The sequence below is a fragment of the Pseudomonas berkeleyensis genome, assembly GCF_014109765.1.
Taxonomy (GTDB): domain Bacteria; phylum Pseudomonadota; class Gammaproteobacteria; order Pseudomonadales; family Pseudomonadaceae; genus Aquipseudomonas; species Aquipseudomonas berkeleyensis.
Genome location: NZ_CP059139.1, coordinates 1,423,816 through 1,440,944 on the forward strand (window position 1 = coordinate 1,423,816; position 17,129 = coordinate 1,440,944).

General features: G+C 64.2%; 11 protein-coding genes. 4 read left to right on the forward strand and 7 right to left on the reverse strand.

The features are described from left to right. Positions 1-699: a CoA transferase subunit A gene (locus HS968_RS06655; protein WP_074859308.1), complete on the reverse strand. Its 699-nt coding sequence runs from the start codon at positions 697-699 to the stop codon at positions 1-3. A gap of 119 nt (positions 700-818) precedes the next feature. Between HS968_RS06655 and HS968_RS06660 the strand changes: the two genes are divergently transcribed. Next, positions 819-1,700, forward strand: coding sequence for a LysR family transcriptional regulator (locus HS968_RS06660; RefSeq protein WP_182370662.1), 882 nt, complete (start codon positions 819-821; stop codon positions 1,698-1,700). A gap of 2 nt (positions 1,701-1,702) precedes the next feature. Here the strand turns inward: HS968_RS06660 and HS968_RS06665 are convergent, their stop codons facing one another. The 4 genes from HS968_RS06665 to HS968_RS06680 are packed head-to-tail and all read right to left on the reverse strand — an operon-like array spanning position 1,703 to position 11,568. Continuing rightward, positions 1,703-3,541, reverse strand: coding sequence for a peptide transporter (locus tag HS968_RS06665; protein WP_182370663.1), 1,839 nt, complete (start codon positions 3,539-3,541; stop codon positions 1,703-1,705). Positions 3,542-3,599: 58 nt separating this feature from the next. After that, positions 3,600-7,427: a beta strand repeat-containing protein gene (locus tag HS968_RS06670; protein ID WP_238338913.1), complete on the reverse strand. Its 3,828-nt coding sequence runs from the start codon at positions 7,425-7,427 to the stop codon at positions 3,600-3,602. A gap of 10 nt (positions 7,428-7,437) precedes the next feature. After that, positions 7,438-10,470 carry a ShlB/FhaC/HecB family hemolysin secretion/activation protein gene (locus HS968_RS06675; RefSeq protein ID WP_182370665.1) on the reverse strand — a complete coding sequence of 1,011 codons (3,033 nt, stop codon included), beginning with the start codon at positions 10,468-10,470 and terminating at the stop codon, positions 7,438-7,440. A gap of 42 nt (positions 10,471-10,512) precedes the next feature. Further along, positions 10,513-11,568, reverse strand: coding sequence for a hypothetical protein (locus HS968_RS06680; RefSeq protein ID WP_182370666.1), 1,056 nt, complete (start codon positions 11,566-11,568; stop codon positions 10,513-10,515). Positions 11,569-12,019: 451 nt separating this feature from the next. Between HS968_RS06680 and HS968_RS06685 the strand changes: the two genes are divergently transcribed. Further along, entirely contained in the window at positions 12,020-13,618 is a 1,599-nt protein-coding gene (locus HS968_RS06685; RefSeq protein ID WP_182370667.1) for an argininosuccinate lyase, read from the forward strand. A gap of 57 nt (positions 13,619-13,675) precedes the next feature. Further along, entirely contained in the window at positions 13,676-14,263 is a 588-nt protein-coding gene (locus tag HS968_RS06690; RefSeq protein WP_182370668.1) for a hypothetical protein, read from the forward strand. Between the two features lie 2 nt (positions 14,264-14,265). Here HS968_RS06690 and HS968_RS06695 read toward each other — a convergent pair whose 3' ends face one another. After that, positions 14,266-15,480, reverse strand: a complete 1,215-nt coding sequence (locus HS968_RS06695; protein ID WP_182370669.1) for a cation:dicarboxylate symporter family transporter — start codon at positions 15,478-15,480, stop codon at positions 14,266-14,268. A gap of 124 nt (positions 15,481-15,604) precedes the next feature. Here HS968_RS06695 and HS968_RS06700 point away from each other — a divergent pair, with 124 nt between their 5' ends. Further along, positions 15,605-16,522: a LysR family transcriptional regulator gene (locus HS968_RS06700; RefSeq protein WP_182370670.1), complete on the forward strand. Its 918-nt coding sequence runs from the start codon at positions 15,605-15,607 to the stop codon at positions 16,520-16,522. 4 nt (positions 16,523-16,526) lie between these two features. Here the strand turns inward: HS968_RS06700 and HS968_RS06705 are convergent, their stop codons facing one another. Continuing rightward, positions 16,527-17,129 (reverse strand): nucleotidyltransferase family protein, encoded by a 603-nt coding sequence (locus HS968_RS06705; RefSeq protein WP_182370671.1) that lies wholly within the window; start codon positions 17,127-17,129, stop codon positions 16,527-16,529.

The following is a 17,129-nucleotide window of genomic DNA, read 5'->3' on the forward strand; positions in this document are numbered from 1 at the left end:
TCAGGCGCGCAGCGTGCGTTTTTCGATGCGTTTCTCGAAGCTGCCGCAGATCAGCCGGTCGACGTAGATGCCGGGGGTGTGAATCTGCGTGGGGTCGAGCTCACCGGGCTCGACGATCTCCTCGACCTCGACCACGGTGATGCGCCCAGCGGTGGCCACCACCGGGTTGAAGTTCTGCGCGGTGTGGCGGTAGACCACGTTGCCGAAGTGGTCGGCCTTCCAGCCTTTGACGATGGCGAAGTCGCCGGTGATGGCCGGCTCGAGGATGTAGTGGCGGCCATTGATCTCGCGCGCCTCCTTGCCTTCGGCGACCGGGGTGCCGTAACCGGTGGCGGTGAAGAACGCGGGGATGCCTGCGCCCCCTGCGCGCAGCTTCTCGGCCAGGGTGCCTTGCGGGGTGAGTTCGACTTCCAGTTCGCCGGAGAGCAGTTGCTGTTCGAACAGGGCGTTCTCGCCGACATAGGAGGCGATCATCTTGCGGATCTGCCGGTCCTCCAGCAGCACGCCGAGACCGAAACCGTCGACGCCGCAGTTGTTGGACACCACGGTCAGATCGCGCACGCCGCGACGGCGGATTTCAGCGATCAGGTTCTCGGGGATGCCGCACAGGCCGAAACCACCGGCCAGCACGGTCATGCCATCCTGCAGGCCGTCCAGGGCTTCTGCGTAGCTGCCGACGCGTTTGTCGAGTCCGCTCATTCGAGGCTGCCTCTTGTTGTTGTGGGGCAGGTGCACTGCCAGGTTGTGGCCAAGCTTCAGTGTTGCGGGCTTATTTGTTAAATTTGTTTTTCATCTTGATTGATCAGGTAAATAAATCAATGACCGTCAAGCAGCTGCGCGCTTTTCTCGCCGTGGCGCAGAGTCTGAGCTTCGCCCAGGCCTGCGAGCGCCTGCACCTGTCGCAGCCGGCGCTGAGCCTGGCGATCAAGAACCTGGAGCAATCGCTCGGCGGCCAGTTGCTGGTGCGCACCACCCGCAGCGTGGCGCTGACGCCCGAGGGTGAGACGCTGTTGCCGATTGCCGTGCGCCTGCTGGCGGACTGGGACAACGCCGAGGATCTGTTGCACCAGCACTTCACCCTGCAGATGGGCAAGGTGGCGGTGGCGGCCATGCCATCGTTCGCCGGCAACCGCCTGCCGGCAGCGCTGCGTGCATTTCGCGATGCTTACCCACGGGTCAACGTGACGGTGCATGACGTGATCAACGAGCAGGTGATGGACATGGTGCGCGATGGCCGCGTCGAGCTGGGCATCGCCTTCGAACCGGCGACCCTCGATGGATTGCAGTTCACCCCGCTGTACGAGGATCGTTTCGTCGCCGTGGTGCCGGCTGCCAGCGAGTTGGCCGAACAGTCCGTGCTGACCTGGGCACAGTTGCTGGAGCAACCCTTCATCACCCTGCAACGGCCTTCGGCGGTGCGCCTGCTGCTGGAAGACAGCGTGATCGCCCGCCACGGCAAGCTACCGGTGGCGTTCGAAAGCCATCAGTTGGTGACTGTCGGGCGCATGGTCGCCGAAGGCCTCGGCGTCAGCGCCGTGCCGCAGCTGTGCCGGCAGCAGATGGAGGAACTGGGCGCGCGCTGCCTGCCGCTGAGCGAGCCGCAGGTGTCGCGCCGCGTCGGTCTGTTGCATCAGGCTGGACATCAGCTGTCCAGCGCGGCGCAGGCGTTGAGCGAAACCCTGTTGCGTCAGGGGCAGTGACGTCAGTCGTCCAGCAACTCCAGCAACCGTTCACCGAACACCTCGGGCCGGCCTTCGAACAGGTGCTGTAACGGCTGTCCATCCGCCAGGTAGCGGTAAAGTGGCTGGCGCTCGGTGAAGTCTCCGGCCAGGCGTGCGGCGGCCGTGATGTAGTCCTCGACGCTATCGGCGATCAGCCAGTCGGGCAGGCCGGCGCGGCGCAGCAGCCCTTCATCGATATGTTCGAACACCTCCGCACCGGTCTTGCACACACCCGGCAGGCCGACAGTCAGCGCATCGATGATGCCGTTGGTATTGCCGAACGGAAACGGGCTGAGGAACAGGTCGCAACGACTGAAGGCGCCTAGATAGTCCTGGTAGGGCTGGTGCGGGTAGATTCGTGCATCGGGCAGGTAGCGCCGTATCAGACGCTGTAGTTGCGGGTAGAGCAGGCCTTGCGCCTGGCCGATGAGAAAATGAAAGCGCACCCGCTTGCCGTACTGACCTTGAGTAAGCTGGACGATCTGCTGGCAGGCCTGCAGAAAGCGCGGGTTGAGCTTCATGGTGGTGGCGGCGATGGCGATGGCCACCTCGTCACCGTCGTAACGCTCGGGCAGTGAAAGCTCCACGGGGATGGCCGAGGGGCGGTAGGGTTGGCCGTCGCTGGGCAGCAGAAGCAGCTTCTCGTCGAAACAGGCCGGATCACCGACGAAATCCTCTTCGACGCTGATGTAGTCGATATGCCGCGAGCCGGTAGTCGCCGGGTGCCCCAGTGCAGCGACTTGCAACGGTGCCAAACGTAGGTTGGCGAGAAACAGGGTGAGCGGGAACATGCCCACGCTGGGCATGTACAGCACCTGCGGTTGCAGCTCGGCGGTCAGCTCACGCACCTGGCGTACGCAGGCCAGCAGATCGTTCGGTGCGCTCAGCTCGGTGAACGCGTCGAACACCGTGCGTCCCAGATCGTCGACGTTGCTGGCATAGCCCACGGCATGCAGGTCGAAGTGCTGCCGAGCGGCTTCGAGCGTTCTGGAGTGGGTGCGGTAGATCGAATGGCCACCGGAGAACCACTCCAGCACCACCAGCATCTTGCGCTTGCCGGAGGCAGTGCGAGGTGCGGTCACCGGCAGCGAGTCGATGCCGTTGTGCGCCAGTTTGCGTTCGACCAGGCGGCAGATGGAGCGCTTGATGCGATGGCGCTGTGGCAGGTCGGCGTAACTGCAGTGCATGTAGACGTCATGAATGATCGCCACCGGCAACTGATCCAGGCTATCGAGGCTGTCCAGTCGTTCCGGCAGCCAGGCCAGCAGTGCCTCACGCTTGGAATGCGCGGCGGGTGTACCGAGAAAGCGCGGTGATAGCAGCGCCATGCACAGCGCCACGGTCAGGGTGCGGTTCTGTTGCCAGAGCAGTTCCACGTCCAGCGGCAGCTGCGACTCGGACGAATAGAGCACGCAGAACTTCACCAGCTCTGTCGGCGCCACTTCGAACCGGCCGTCTTCACCGCCATACAGGTTGAGCGCGCGCAGGATATGGTCGGCGTTGACGAAGGCGCTGGCGGCGAACAGCGAGGACAGCCAGCGCTGGAAGTTGATCAGTTGATCGAAACCGGTGGGGCTGATCTGGAAGCCGGGGTCGGAAAACAGCGTGGTGATCGCGCTGGTGATGCGCGTCAGTACATGGGCTTCGAGATCCGCCGCGGAAATCGCCGGCGATACCGAGAGCACGAACTGGCCGGAAAGCTTGCCGTAGTGGCGGTCGATGATCAGCAGCAGGCGGATCAGCTCGCGTGCGGCCGCCTCATGCTGGCGCGAGTAGCAGAGCTGCTCGAAGTGTTCGAGGGAAAACTTCTCGTCGGTCATGGCCTGGCCTTGTTGCGTATGGGCGGGCGCGACGTGGATGGCGTCGCGCCGCGCCTGTTCAGTTTTCGCTGGGTGCCGCTGCCTGCAACTGCGACAGATCCAGATCGATCAGGTCGATACGCGGTGCCAGCGGTGTCTGCCGGTAGTCAGGATACAGAACCTGGCTCCAGGCGCTGCCGGCGATCTGCTGTTGCAGATGTCTACGCGTCGCCTCGCCATCGCTGCCGAGGATGCTGGCATTGATCAGTCCGCCGAGGCGATAGACCACCGCGCCACTGCCGCTGGCACCGATGCTGGTGTTGTCGCTGTCGTTGGCAATGTAGGTGCCGCCAGGTGCCTGCGCATCGATCAGCAGGATGCCGTTCTGGACGCCAAGGCGGTTGTTGCCGCTGACGAAGTTCAGCGCCGTGCCGCCGCGGCTGAAGGCTTCCAGGGTCAGGTTGCCGCCAGCGCCGGTCAGCAGGCTGTTGCTGCCGCTGCTGGTGCCGTTGAAGGTGATGCCACTGGCGCCATTTTCACCACGACCACTGACCTTGATATCACCACTGGCCGAACTCAGCGAGATGCTGTTCGAGCCGCTGCGTATGAACACCCCGCTGGCCTCGCTGCCGCCGTCAGTGCGACCGTTGAGGCTGATGTCACCGCTGTTGCTGGCGATGGTCACCGAGCTGCCATTGCTGGACGGGTAGAAATGGATGCCGTTGCCCGTTCGCGAATAGCCGTCGAGGCTGATCGAGCCGCTGCCGGTGGCACGCAATTCGGTTTGCCCGGTGAGCACGCTGAGGCCGTTGGCATTGTCGGCCTGGCCAGTGATGCTGAGTTTGCCGTTCTCCACGCTGAGCAGGTTGTTGCCGTTGCTGTAGAAGTCCACGCCATCGCCCGAGCCGGTCGAGCGGCCGATCAGGGTGACGTTGCCATTACCGGTGGTCTGGATGATGTTGGTCACGCTGAGCAGGGCGATGCCGTGATCCAGCTCGCTGGTGTCAGGCGAGTGGAAGTGGCCGTCGAGCAGGATGTTGCCGCCCTGCGAGGCGATGCGGTTGGTCGAGGCCTGGCCGCTGCCGCCGAGGGCGATGGCGTCGGAGGTGCCCACGCTGTCACCACGCAGGGTGATGTCGCCGGTCTGGGTGGTGATGCTGACGCCCTGCGAGCTGCCGCTGGAGTTGAGGAAGATGCCGTAGCCACCGAAGCTGCTGGTGCTGTTGCCGTTGATCTGGATGTCGCCAGTGGTGGTCGACAGCTCGATGGCGGCGCCGCTGCCGGAGGGCGCGAGGTCGACGCCACGACCGGAGATGCTGTTGCCTTCCAGCGTCAGGTTGCCGCTCTGGGTGCCGACGCGAATCGCGGAGTTGCTGCCGCTGGCATCCAGGAACAATGCGCGGAACGAGCCGCTGCCGGTGTTGATCACGCTGTTGTCGGCGGCCAGGCGCACATTGCCGGCAGTACTGGCGATGTTGATGTTGCTGCCACTGCCGGCGGTGATCAGGCCCAGCGAAGGCGTGGTGCCGCCGGAGCTGTTGCCTTCGACGGTGATGTCGCCGTCGCTGAGCAGGTTGATCGAGGCCCCGGCACCGGTGACGTTGAGTACCGTGCCATAGCTGCCGCCACTGTCGCCGGCCAGCACGATCCTGCCGGAGGCACTGGCGGTCAGGTTGATCGCACCATCGCCTGCGGCCGCCAGGTACAGCGCGCGGCCACTCTGGCTGTTGGCTTTGACCGTCAGGGTGCCGCTGCCGACACCGATGTTCTGCGTCGAGCTGCTGCCGGTGGAGCAGATCAGCACGCCGAAGCCGGAGACGGCATTGCCACTGAGGGTGACGTTGCCCGAGCCGCTGGCAGCGATGGTGTTGCTGGTGCTGAACAGACGCGTGCCGTTGCCCGAACCCAGGTTGTCGGCGCTGATGTCGATGGAGCCAGCGCCCTCGGTCAGCAGGTTGCTGCCGCCATGCAGGATGAACGCATCACCGGTGCCGCTGCTGCTGGCCTGCACGGCGGTGATGTTGATATCGCCGCCGCCTGCATCGATGGTGCTGGCGGAGATGTTCATCGCGGTAGCGCTGGAGCCGGCAGCGAGGCTGGCAGAGGTGGCGCCGCGAATGGTGACGTCGCCGCCGTTGGTGTCGATCAGGCTGGAGCGGATCAACACCCCGGTGCCGCTGCTGACGTTGGTGCTGGCGAACGAGCCGCTCGGGTCGACCGCGCCGCTGATGGTCAGGTCGCCACCGTTGGTGCGGATGGTCGCGTTGTTCAGCGCCACCGAGCCGTTGCCGCTGTTATTGAAGTTCGACAGCAGCGACACGTTCAGCGTCGCGCCATCGGCGTGGGTGATGCTGGTGCCGGTCATGTTGACGTTACGGTGGGCGATCAGCGTCAGGCTGGCGTTGCCCTGCGCCTGGACGTTGTCCAACACGTTGATGTCGCCGGAAGTGCCTGGGCCGGACGAGGTCTGCACGATGATGTTGGCACCCTCGCTCAGGGACGCATTGAGCGTGGCCGAGCTGAGCGTCGAGCTGCCGCCGGCGTTGGGGGTAAACGGGCTTTCGCTGGAGGTGCCGGAGCTGGCGCCGCTGGTGATATTGATGTTGTACGGGTCGAGCAGCCAGGTGCCGCCCTTGCCGGAAGCGGCGCTGAGGTTGACGCGGCCGGTGGCATCCAGGGCATGAGCTGAGGTTTCCACGAACCCGCCATTACCGCCTTCGCCACCGCCGATGACGCTGATATTGCCGTGGAACTGAGTGCTGTCGGTGGCCCAGAGAATGACCTTGCCGCCATCGCCACTGTTGAGCGCGTCGGCCTCGATGCGCGCGTCCTTGCCCATATGGGTGGCACTGGCGTGCTGCAACGGGCCAGTGCCCTGGTAGTCGCCGCCGAGCAGCACGGTGCCGCCGCCGGCATCGCCGCTTGCGTCGATACGCGCATCGTCGAACAGGCCGACGTATTCGCCGGTCATGGTCACTTCGCCGCCGCGTTCGCCGGCATTGCGGCCGGAGACGTCGAGCACGCCGCTGCTGGCCACCACGCCGCTGTCGCCGCCGTCGAGGACGATACGGCCATTGCGTTGCTGCAGGCTGCTGGCCTCGATCACGCCTTCGTTGTTGACCACCTTGCTGAGCATGGCGTCGCTGGCGCGGGCGCTCATGATCACGGTGCCGCCGTTGGCTTGCAGCAGGCCCTGGTTGACCACGCTGGCATCGATGACGGCCTCGTCGACCTGCATGTTGATCAGGCCGTCGCCGTGGTAGTCGAGGGTGATTTTCTCGCCGCCGCCGAGCACCACCGAGCCCATCTTCGCGACCACGGTACCTTCGTTGCGTACCTGGGCGCCGAGCAGGGCGACGCTGCCTCCATCTGCCGCACGGATGGTGCCTTGGTTGATCACCGCACCGCCTGCGCCCTTGCCATCGAACTGCAGGCGCCCGGCCATGAAATCGTTATCGGCGATGTCCAGGGCACTGGCCACCAGTCCGCCGACGTTGACCGCGGCGCTGCTGCCGAACAGCACACCAGTAGGGTTGATCAGATAGACCTGACCGTTGGCATTGATCTGACCCATGATCTGCGAGGCGTCGCTGGACAGCACGCGGTTGAGCGCCACCGACGAGGCGCCCGGCTGGTGAAAATTCACCGTGGCATCACGGCCGACATTGAAGGTGTCCCAGGTGGCGATCAGCTTCTGGCTGTTCTGGTTCACATCCAGCACATTTCCGGACTGGCTGATGCTGCCGCTACCAGCGGTGATCTGGCCGTTGCTGGGCAGGGCGTTGTTGTCCAGCGCCATGGCGTGCAGCGGCATCAGGCCGTGCATCACGCACAGCACGGCGTAGCTCAGCGGCTTGAGAGAAGGCAGTTGCGGACGACGGCCGCGACGGGCGTTTTTATTGTTCACGGTCATCTCCTCAGAACGAATAGTTGAAGCCGGTGCCGATGGCGTTGATGGTGGTGCCTACTCCTGGCGAGTAGCCGCTGGCAGCGTAAGCGCCGGCCACGGCGAAGTTGTAGTTCGAAAGCGAGGTGTTCTTCAGTAGCACGTAGTGGGCGAACACCTCGGTGTTGCGGGTGAAACGATAGCCGACGCCCAGGGCGTACTGGCGCGCACCCATGCCACTGGTGTCGCACTCGATCCCGCTGGCGGAGATCATCGAACACTCGCCAGACAGTGCGCGGGCATAGCTGGCGCGCAGGCGCCAGGCGCCGATGCGGTGGCTGACGCCGAGCATGTAGGCGCGGCGGCGGTATTCGGAGAGGTCGCTGAAGCTGACGCTGTTGTTGATCACGTCGTCTTCGGAGTAGTAGAGCTCGTCAGCCACCAGCGACAGCTGGGTGTTGCCGAAGCGGTAACCCAGGCCGAAGCGGAAACTGTAGTCGTTCGACGACGTGCCCTCGGTGACGTGGGTGTTGCTGCCCACGCCGCGGGCGTTACGCCCCAGGTTGGCGATACCGAAGTAGTTGACGTGGCGTTCGGCGGCGGCGACCGCGGTGAAGCCGCCGTTCTTGTAGGTGACGCTGCCACCGTAGATGTAGCCCCGGTCGACGTCTTCTGCTGCTCGCATGCCGTTGTTGGAGTAAGCCAGTTTGACCTGCAGGCCGTGCCACTCCGGTGACCACCAGGCGACCACGCCGGACTGGCGACGGTTGAAGGCGGCATCGGAGTTGACGCTTTCGTCGGCCTGGCTGAGCGGGCCGGACACGTTGCTGGCCAGGCTGCTGTTGAAACCGGGCGAGCCGATGATGTTGTAGTAGGCCGCGCTGGTCTTGCCGAAGAACGGGTCGAGGCTGGTGGTGCTCTCCTTCAGCGGCATGTCCCAGACGCCGTAGAGCAGGGTGCCGAAGCGATCGTCATCGAGCGCTACGCCGGAGTTGCGTAGGCGCGTGTTGGGCGAGATCGACAGCGGAGCGCTGTCGTCGCCGCTCAGGGTGTAGTTCACCGAGATGCCGTATTCCAGCTGCCACAGAAAACGCGTGTCGTCGTTGATCGGGATGCCAGCGTGGGCACCGATGTAGGAGACGTTGTCGCGAGCACGCCAGTAGCTGGACATGTTGCGGCCATTGGCCGTGGCCAGCTTGCTCTGGTCAGCCGGGGAGGCACGGGAGGAGTCACGGCGGTCGATGTATTCCGGCACCAGGCCGAGCGATCCGTATAGCACCAGCTCGGTGGTCTTGCTACGGAAGTCCTCGCGGCTGCCGACGTCCTTGGCCAGGCCGGCGAAGGCCTGTGGTGTGCCGGTGACCGATAGCCAGAAGCGCTTGTTGTCGCGCTCGTCGCTGATCGGGTCGTCGCCTGGCGAGAAGGCCAGGCTGGCATTCATCACCAGGTCGCGGTGATAGACGTTCAGGCCCACACCGTAGCCGTAGCGGGTCAGGTGATTCTCGCTGTCGTCCCAGGGGTTCTTGTTCACCCGCACCCGGCCGCCATCGGCGAACAGGGTGGCTTCGGCAATGGCACCATAATAGCGGCCGAGGTATTTGCGCAGCTCCAGGCGACCGAGCAGGCCTTCATCGCCTGCGGCTTCGCCGACCGGATAGGCGCGCACGCCATTGGGGCCGCCGAGGCTGAATTTCTCCGAGGCATCGAGGTTCTTGTCCGCCCACTGGCCGCTGAGAGAGGCGAACAGTGAGTAGCCACCGCCCAGCTCCTGCAAGCGGCTGAATGCCAGGTTGGCCTTGCGATAACGGCCGGCGGCATTGGCGGTCAGTTGGTCGAGGGCTTCATCGAGCGGGGTGTCCTTGTTCAGCTTGCCGATGCCATAGGCCAGGCTCCAGCGGTTGCTGCCGGCCCAGTCGTCACGCCAGTCGCCATAAAGCGTGGCACTGCGGAACACGGCGGATTTCTTCACCGCGAAGGCGCCGGCTTCGTCCTCGAAATGACGATGCTCTTCGGCCAGGTTGAACGAGATGTTGGCATCGCGGCTACGCAGCAGCGAGCTGTCGAGAAACACCGAAGAAACGATGGCGGTACCGCTGGCGTCAGCGGTCTTCAGGCTCTTGCCGATGGCGTATTCCATCTCCGCGTAGTTGGCGCCCAGGGTGACACCACTGGCGCCCAGCGGCTGGCGATAACCGAGGCCGCGAATCTCCAGGCCTTCGAAACTGTTCTGGCCATTGAAGAACAGGCTTTCGCCGAAGCCGAAGGCGTCGTTGAGGCTGACGTTGCTGGTGACCCGGTTGGAGCCGGTGTAGTAGTTGCCGTGGTTGTCGAAGCTGACGCGGCCCGTCCAGGCAGTCATCTCGCTGAGCTTGAGGACGATGTCGGATGCGCCCGGCTCGCGCGACGGTTGCAGCACGGCGCGCACCGAAACCCCGGCGATATCGGACAGGCGCAGCAGCACGCGCTCCAGATCGGCCTCGCGGATCACGCTGCCGCTGGGAATGGCGTCGACAAAGCTCTGTTGCATGCCTGGACGCAGGCGCACGTTGGGCTCGGGTTCGGCGCGCACGGTGCCGACGCGACCTTCCTGCACGCCGATGGTAACCACGCCCTCGCTGATTTCCTGGGCGGGCAGATAGGCGCGGGCGACCAGATAGCCACGGCTGCGATACAGCTCGGTGACGCGCCCAGCCGCCTCACGCAGGCCGGCGAGATTCAGCTCTCGACCGGCATAGGGGGCAAGCTCCTGCAGCAGGCGCGACTCACTGATCTCACGGTTACCGGTGAGCTTGAACGCATTCACGCGAAAGGCGGCAGAGGCCTGCTCGGCCGGGTTTGCAGCCTGGCTGCGGTCATCCTGAGCTTCGATGCGCACATTGCCACGCGGCGCATCCTGGGCGCGTTCGGCCGGGCGCAGAATGTCGCGGTTGTTGTCGAACAGCGTGCCGGCGGAGGGCAGGGGTTCGGCTTGAGCCTGGGCAGCGAGGATCGCCGCGGCCAGCAGGGTCAGATTGCGCGGGTGCAGCACCCGGCGTACCTGGGCGGAGGTGAAGGTCGAAGTCATGGCAAGCTCGTTGTTGTTTTTGTGAGTCGGGCAGACGAGGTATCAGCGTTTCGGGAACAGCGTGTCGGCGACGATTTCCGTGGCCAGCAAACGGGCCGCGTTGTGGCCGATACCGGCGACCGTGATCTGTGGGTGATGGATCGGCACCCCCCACTTGCTGGAAAGGAAGGCCTCGTAGCGCAGGTAATTGAGCTGGCGCTCGACCCGATGTGCGCCCTGCATGTTGGCGCCGCAGGTGCGATCCAGTACGCGGTGCCACGGGTCGTTGTCGCGCTCACCGACCATGAAGGTCACGTCGCGAGCGGCGTAACGGCGAAACAGCTGCTCGGCGCCGAGGTTCTGCCGGGTCAGATAGAAGGGCGCGCGATCCAGGCCATAGCGATAGCGGCTGAAGCTCGGGCACATGACTGTGCGCACAGGCTTGAACGAACCATCCTGCAGGCGGCTGTCTTCGATGTAGACATAGGAAGACGGAGCGGAAATGACGTAGCGAACCTTGATTCCGGTAGTGGCGAGGCGCTCGTCACCATCGCCGAGGATGCTGTAGCGCTGCATCAGCTGGCCACCGGCGGAGTGGCCGATCAGCACGATCTCCTGCATGGCGGGAAAACGCTGCCGGTCTGCCAGATACAGCAGCAGATCATCCAGTACGGCGAAGGCGTCGATACCGCGGCGACCTTTACTCGATGCTGTGCCGTGCATCCATTTGTCACGTGCCCATAGCGGCATGTCGCTACCGGCGCGGCTGTCCTCGGCGGTGAGGAAATTCAATGACAGCAGCAGGGTGTCGTTGGCGTCGAATCCGGCTTTCTTCAGCAGGCTCTGGCCGTATTGGTAGTAGTCGTCGGCGTTACGACGCACACCGTGAACCACCACCACGGCACGCGAGGTCGGGCTGGCGCTATTCAGGTCGGTATTGGCGAAGGCGAGGAAGTTGTAGGGCTCGTTCTGGCCCAGGCGCAGCAGTTGCGGGTTGGCGTTGGCGAGGCCGCAGTACAAGGCGCTGGTCAGCAGGGCGATGGCCAGGACGGCCTGTCTGCGGAGGTTCGGGCCTTGCTTGAGCAGAGAACCCAGGGGCCAGAGAACGTCGTACGGCATATTCCACCTCGGCAGAGCGCGCGGCACACCACACAAGACGCTGGCATGTCGCTAAGTCGTACCCGCTGGTTGGCAGCGCAGGTCGACCTGGTTGATTGGAGTTATGGCGACGATGCTAACAGCGGTTTTTTGCTAGATAAAATATCTTGAAAATAGCCATTCAATACTTTTTTGATATTGATTGGTGGATGCTGCATAGGCTGGGCGTAGCACAAGCAGGGTGCGCCATGCGCACCAATCGTTGGGGGCAATCTCGATGCTTGCGGTTCGTTCGGTGCGCACGGCGCACCCTACGGGAGGTGGCACCCGATAAGATCTTGTTGGTACTTTTTAGATATTGACTGGATATTTTTAATATATTTCATATCTCTCATGCATGCCGCTAGCATCGGCAGGGCTGCTCCACTGCACGGCAGCCGAGCCCTCACTGATACCGAGCGGAACTGAAACCATGAGAACAAGAAAGACCCTGCTTCACCTGGCTGTCGTCTATGCGCTGTTTGCCTCTTCCGGTGCCATGGCGGCCAATACGGCCGAACTGCCTTGCCGTACCACGGCAGAATGCGCCGAGCAGGCGCGCAAGATCGGCGCGACTGTGGACAAGTCGGCGCTCAAGGGAGGCGCCTACGAAAGCCAGTTCTCCTGGTTGAACCGCATCAACAAGGCCTCGATCGTCATGCTGACCGAGGAGGGCATCGTCTCCTCGCCGCAGGGGCGACGTATCGCCGGCGGTGTGCAACACGTGGTCGATCAGGCCGCCCAGGCGGGCGGCAAACGTCCCAGCGACGTGCTGCAGGTCGAACAGATCATGATCGACAAGATCGGCCCTGAAGCCTCGCTGATTCACTCCGGGCGCAGCCGCCAGGACATGTACGCCACCTATCGCCTGGCCGTGTTGCGTGCCCAGGTGCTGGATTACAGCGATGCGCTCAATTCGTCGCGCGCGCGCCTGCTGAAGATCGCCGGCGACAACGTCGACACCCTGATCCCGGCTTACACCAACGGTGTGCAGGCCATGCCGATCAGCTATGCGCACTACCTGCTGGCATTCGAAGCTGCCTTCGAGCGCGATGCGCAGCGCATTCATGAACTCTATGCGCGCCTGAACCTCAGCCCGATGGGAACCGCGGTGCTGGCCAACTCCGGCTGGCCGCTGAATCGCGAACGGCTGGCCACGCTGCTGGGCTTCGATGGCGTGCGTGAGAACTCGCTGGATTCCAGCCAGGTATCGACCTTCGACATTCCGCTGGAGGCGGCGGGCATCGCTTCGTCATCGGCCATCCGCGTCGGTGCGTTGATCGGCGATATCCACACCCAGTACCACCAGACCCGTCCCTGGCTGCTGCTCGAGGAAGGTTCGACCTACACCAGCAGCGCCATGCCGCAGAAACGCAATCCCGGCCTGCTGATGCGCACCCGTGAGTCGGCGTCCGATGTGGTGGGCCTGGCTGGTGCCACCACCATTCGCGCGCATAACGTCACCACCGGCATGACCGACTACAAGGCGGCGTTCGACGACCTTGGCCTGTTCGGCTCGGCTGCCGACATGTTCGAGCGCCTGAACCTGGTGCTCGATGCGCTGGTGATCAACCCCGAGCGGGCCATGGAGGAACTCGACGCCGACTGGACGACCTCGATGGAGCTGGCCGATACGCTGGAGCGCGAGCACAAGGTGCCGTTCCGCATCGGCCACAGCTTCGCTTCGCTGATCGTCGGGCAGGCGCGTGACCAAGGCTTGCTGCCCAAGGAGTTCCCTTACGCCGACGCGCAGAAGCTCTTCACCAAGGCTGCGCAGAAATACAACTGGAAGGATCAGCGCCTGCCACTGAGCGAGAGCGCCTTCCGCGCCACCCTGTCGCCGCGCACCATGGTCGAGACGCGCCAGGGCACCGGCGGCCCGCAGCCTGCCGAGGTCAAGCGCATGCTGGCCGAGGCGGGCAAGCGCCTGCAGGCGGACGAGCGCTGGATGAACGAGCGTCGTCAGCATCTGATCCAAGCGGACGAAGCGTTGGACAAGGCCTTCGCCAAGCTCCTGCCAGCTTCCCGCTGATTTCGGGTGGCGAGGTTTTCCCAGCCTCGTCGCTCATTTTCGTCAGGAGCGTGAACCATGGAACATCCGCGCCGCTACGTCCTGCTGCTCTGTTCGGTCGTCCTGGCCAACATGGTCTTCAGCGAGACGGCGGCGCGCCGAGCGGAATCCGCCACACCTGTCGATGGCAGGGTGCAGTTGCTGCGACTCAATGATGCCGCCGGCAATTTCGCCCTTCCGCTTGCAGCCAACGCCGACCTGTACAACCTGCCGCGAGACATCCGGCGTGTGGTCGTGCGCATTGAAGACGACTCGAACTCCAGCGAGGCGTTACTCGATACGCATGACGGCACACTGGTGCTCGTGCCGCAGTTCAGCGTCGTCGATGGCCGCAATCAGCCTACGGATCTGCCCGCTTGGCACAGCGAGCAGGCCTGGGTCGACGGTGAGGCGTCCAGCGAAGGGCGGCGCGGGCTGTCGGCATTCACGGTTCTAGACGCTTTACTGGGCTACCTGGGGCGCACCAGCCATTTTCCGCAATTGCAGGAGGTGGTTTTCGTCGGTCGTGGCACGACGGCCGATCTGGTGGAGCGGCATGGCTTGCGCCCACAGGTAGCCACTTCTTTTCGTATTCGGCATGTGAGGGCGCAGCTGGCTCGCCGCTGACGTCAGCCCAGCATTTCTCGCAGCTTCTGCTTGTCCACCTTGCCATCCCACTGGGCGATGACCACACAGGCCACACAATTGCCGAGCACGTTGGTCACCGAGCGGCATTTCATCAGACGTTCCACCCCGATCAGGATGCCGATGCTCTCCAGCGGCAGGATATTCAGCACGCTGAGCGTTGCGGTGAGCGTGACGAAGGCTGAGCCGGCCACGCTTGTCGAGCCGAGCGAGGTCAGCAGACTGACCAGCAGGATGGTGCCCAGTTGCAGGGCATCCAGTTCGACGTGAGCCAGTTGGGCGAGAAACACGATGGCCACGGCCAGGTACAGGTTCGAGCCATTGAGGTTGAAGCTGTAGCCAGCGGTAAGCGTCAGGCGTACGGTCTGGCTGTCGCAACCGGCCGCTTCCAGTTTATCGATCAGACGGGGCAGGGCAGCGACCGACGAGCCAGTGGCGGCTATCAGCAGCAGTTCCTCCTTGACGTAGCCGACCAGGCGCCAAAGCCGACAACCCGCCAGACGCAGGGCGATGGCCGGCACCAGCAGCAGATAGACGAGGCAGGCTGCATAGGCCGCCACGACGAATTTGGCCAGTGGCACCGCGGCTTCCAGGCCGTATTTGCCGATGATGAAGGCAATGGCACCGAAAGCCGCCAGCGGTGCGAAGCTGACGATTACCTGCATGGCGCGAAAGACGCCTTTCACCGCCTGGTCGAGATGCTGCGTCAGGCGTTGGCCGAGCGCACCACTGCGGCCGAGCAGCAGGCCGCAGATGACCGCGGCGAGCAGAACCTTGAGGACGAAGCTTTGCTCCAGCGAGTCGAGCAGCAAGCCTGGAATACGCGAGAAGAGTGGGCCATCGTTTGCCGACTGCAGGGTGTTCCAGTCGCTGCCCATGTGCTGCAGACCGCCGCCAGGGTGCAGCAGCAGGGCGACCAGCAAGCCGGTCAGCAGCGACAGCAGCGACATCAGTTGCCAGTAGCCGACGGCCTTGAGACCCAGGCGCGCGGTGGCGCGGTAGTCGCTGAGCGCAGCGACGCTGGAGCACACCAGGACGAACATCACCACCGGCGCGCACAGACCGATGGCGGAGATGAACAGGTCGCTGAGCGGCTTCATCTCCACCGCCAGGTCGGGCCACCAGACACCCAGCAGAGCGCCGAGAACGAGCGCCAGCAGAAGCAGGACAATGCCTGTTCGAGAATGCCTGAAGATCATCGGAGCCTGTTTTATTCTTGTTCGTCGTCGCGGCGTCGGGGCCGCACGTAAGCGTTCATCCTACCGCATCGGCACGTGGATTCGGTATCGTGTGCCAGCCTTCTAAACCTCCCCAAGGGGCTGCATGGAACTTCGTCATCTGCGCTACTTCGTCATGGTTGCCGAAGAAAAGCACTTCACCCGCGCTGCGGCCCGCCTGAACATGCAGCAGCCGCCGTTGAGCCAGCAGATCCGGGCACTGGAACAGGAACTCGGCTTCGATCTGTTCATCCGCCATGCCAAGGGCGTCGATCTGACCGTCGGCGGCGAAGTGTTCCTGCGCGAGGCGCGAGACATTCTCCAGCGGGTCTCGCAGGGCGCATTGAAGGCGGCGCGTACGGCCAAAGGCATCGAGGGGCGGCTGAGTGTCGGCTTCACCAGTTCGGCGGCCTCGCATCCGCTGATTCCACGGATCATCCGGCGCTATCGGGATCTGTATCCGGGAGTGGACATCGGCCTCAACGAGGGCAATGCGCAGGAGCTGACCGATGATGTCAGCGGCGGCGATGTGGATGTCGGCATCCTGCGCGCGCCTGTGGGCAACCCGCAGGGCGTCGCCTATCACCGCCTGCTCAATGAAGAATTGGTGCTCACGCTGCCGGTCGGACATCGGCTGTTGCAGGGCAATGGCGCCGTTTCACTGAAGGATCTGGCGGACGAGCCGTTGATCCTGGTGCGCCGCCCCGGTGCGCCGGGCATGTACGCCAATTTCCTGCAGGCCTGCCGCAATGCCGGGTTCGAGCCGCATGTGGCGTTCGAGGTGGAGCGCATGCTGACCAACGTCAGCCTGGTGGCCGCCGGCGCCGGGGTATCCGTGGTGCCTGCGTCGATGCGCGGCTTCCATGAGCACAGCGTGGCCTACCGTTCGATTCGTGATGCCAAGCCGCGTCTGGTTGCGCCGATCACCCTGGTTTGCCGCGAGTTGCACCAGTCACCGCAGGTGGCCAACTTCATCGCCCTGGCCCGCGAGTTGGGCAGCGAGTACCGCAAGGAGCCGCATTGAGGGCTCAGTGCGTGGCGAGACGTTGCCAGTCTTCCCGGGTATCGATGTCCTGCAGGATGCCGGGATCGTCCAGCTCGACGATACGCACGGCCTCGGGGTTCTGCTGAAGCACCGGCTTGGCGCCGGCATCGCCGCTCAGTGTTGCGAGCTGCGGCCAGAAATCGCGGCCGAACAGTACCGGATGGCCGCGCTTGTCCTGGTAGCTGGGCAGCACGATGTTGTTTGCACGGGCATGCGTGAGCAGCGTTTCCAGGCTGTTCCGGCGAATCAGCGGCATATCGGCGAGAAAGATCGCCACGGCATCAGCGCGCGATTCGGCCAGCAACCGCTCGGCGCCGGCGGCCAGGCTGTGGCCCATACCTAGGACCGTTGCCGGATGCTGGATCAGGCTGACAGCCGGCGGCAGACCCAGCTCCCCACCTGCTTCGTCCGGGCGCAGCACCAGCCAGATTTCTTCCAGCATCGAGCAGGGCAGGGCCAGGCTGGCGGCGAGCAACGAGCGACCGTCGGCGAGCTCCAGCCGGCGTTTGTCGGCGCCGAAGCGGCGGCTGTAGCCGGCCGCCAGCATCAGCGCTGCGACCCTCTGGACTGGGCGCTCGCTGGCCAT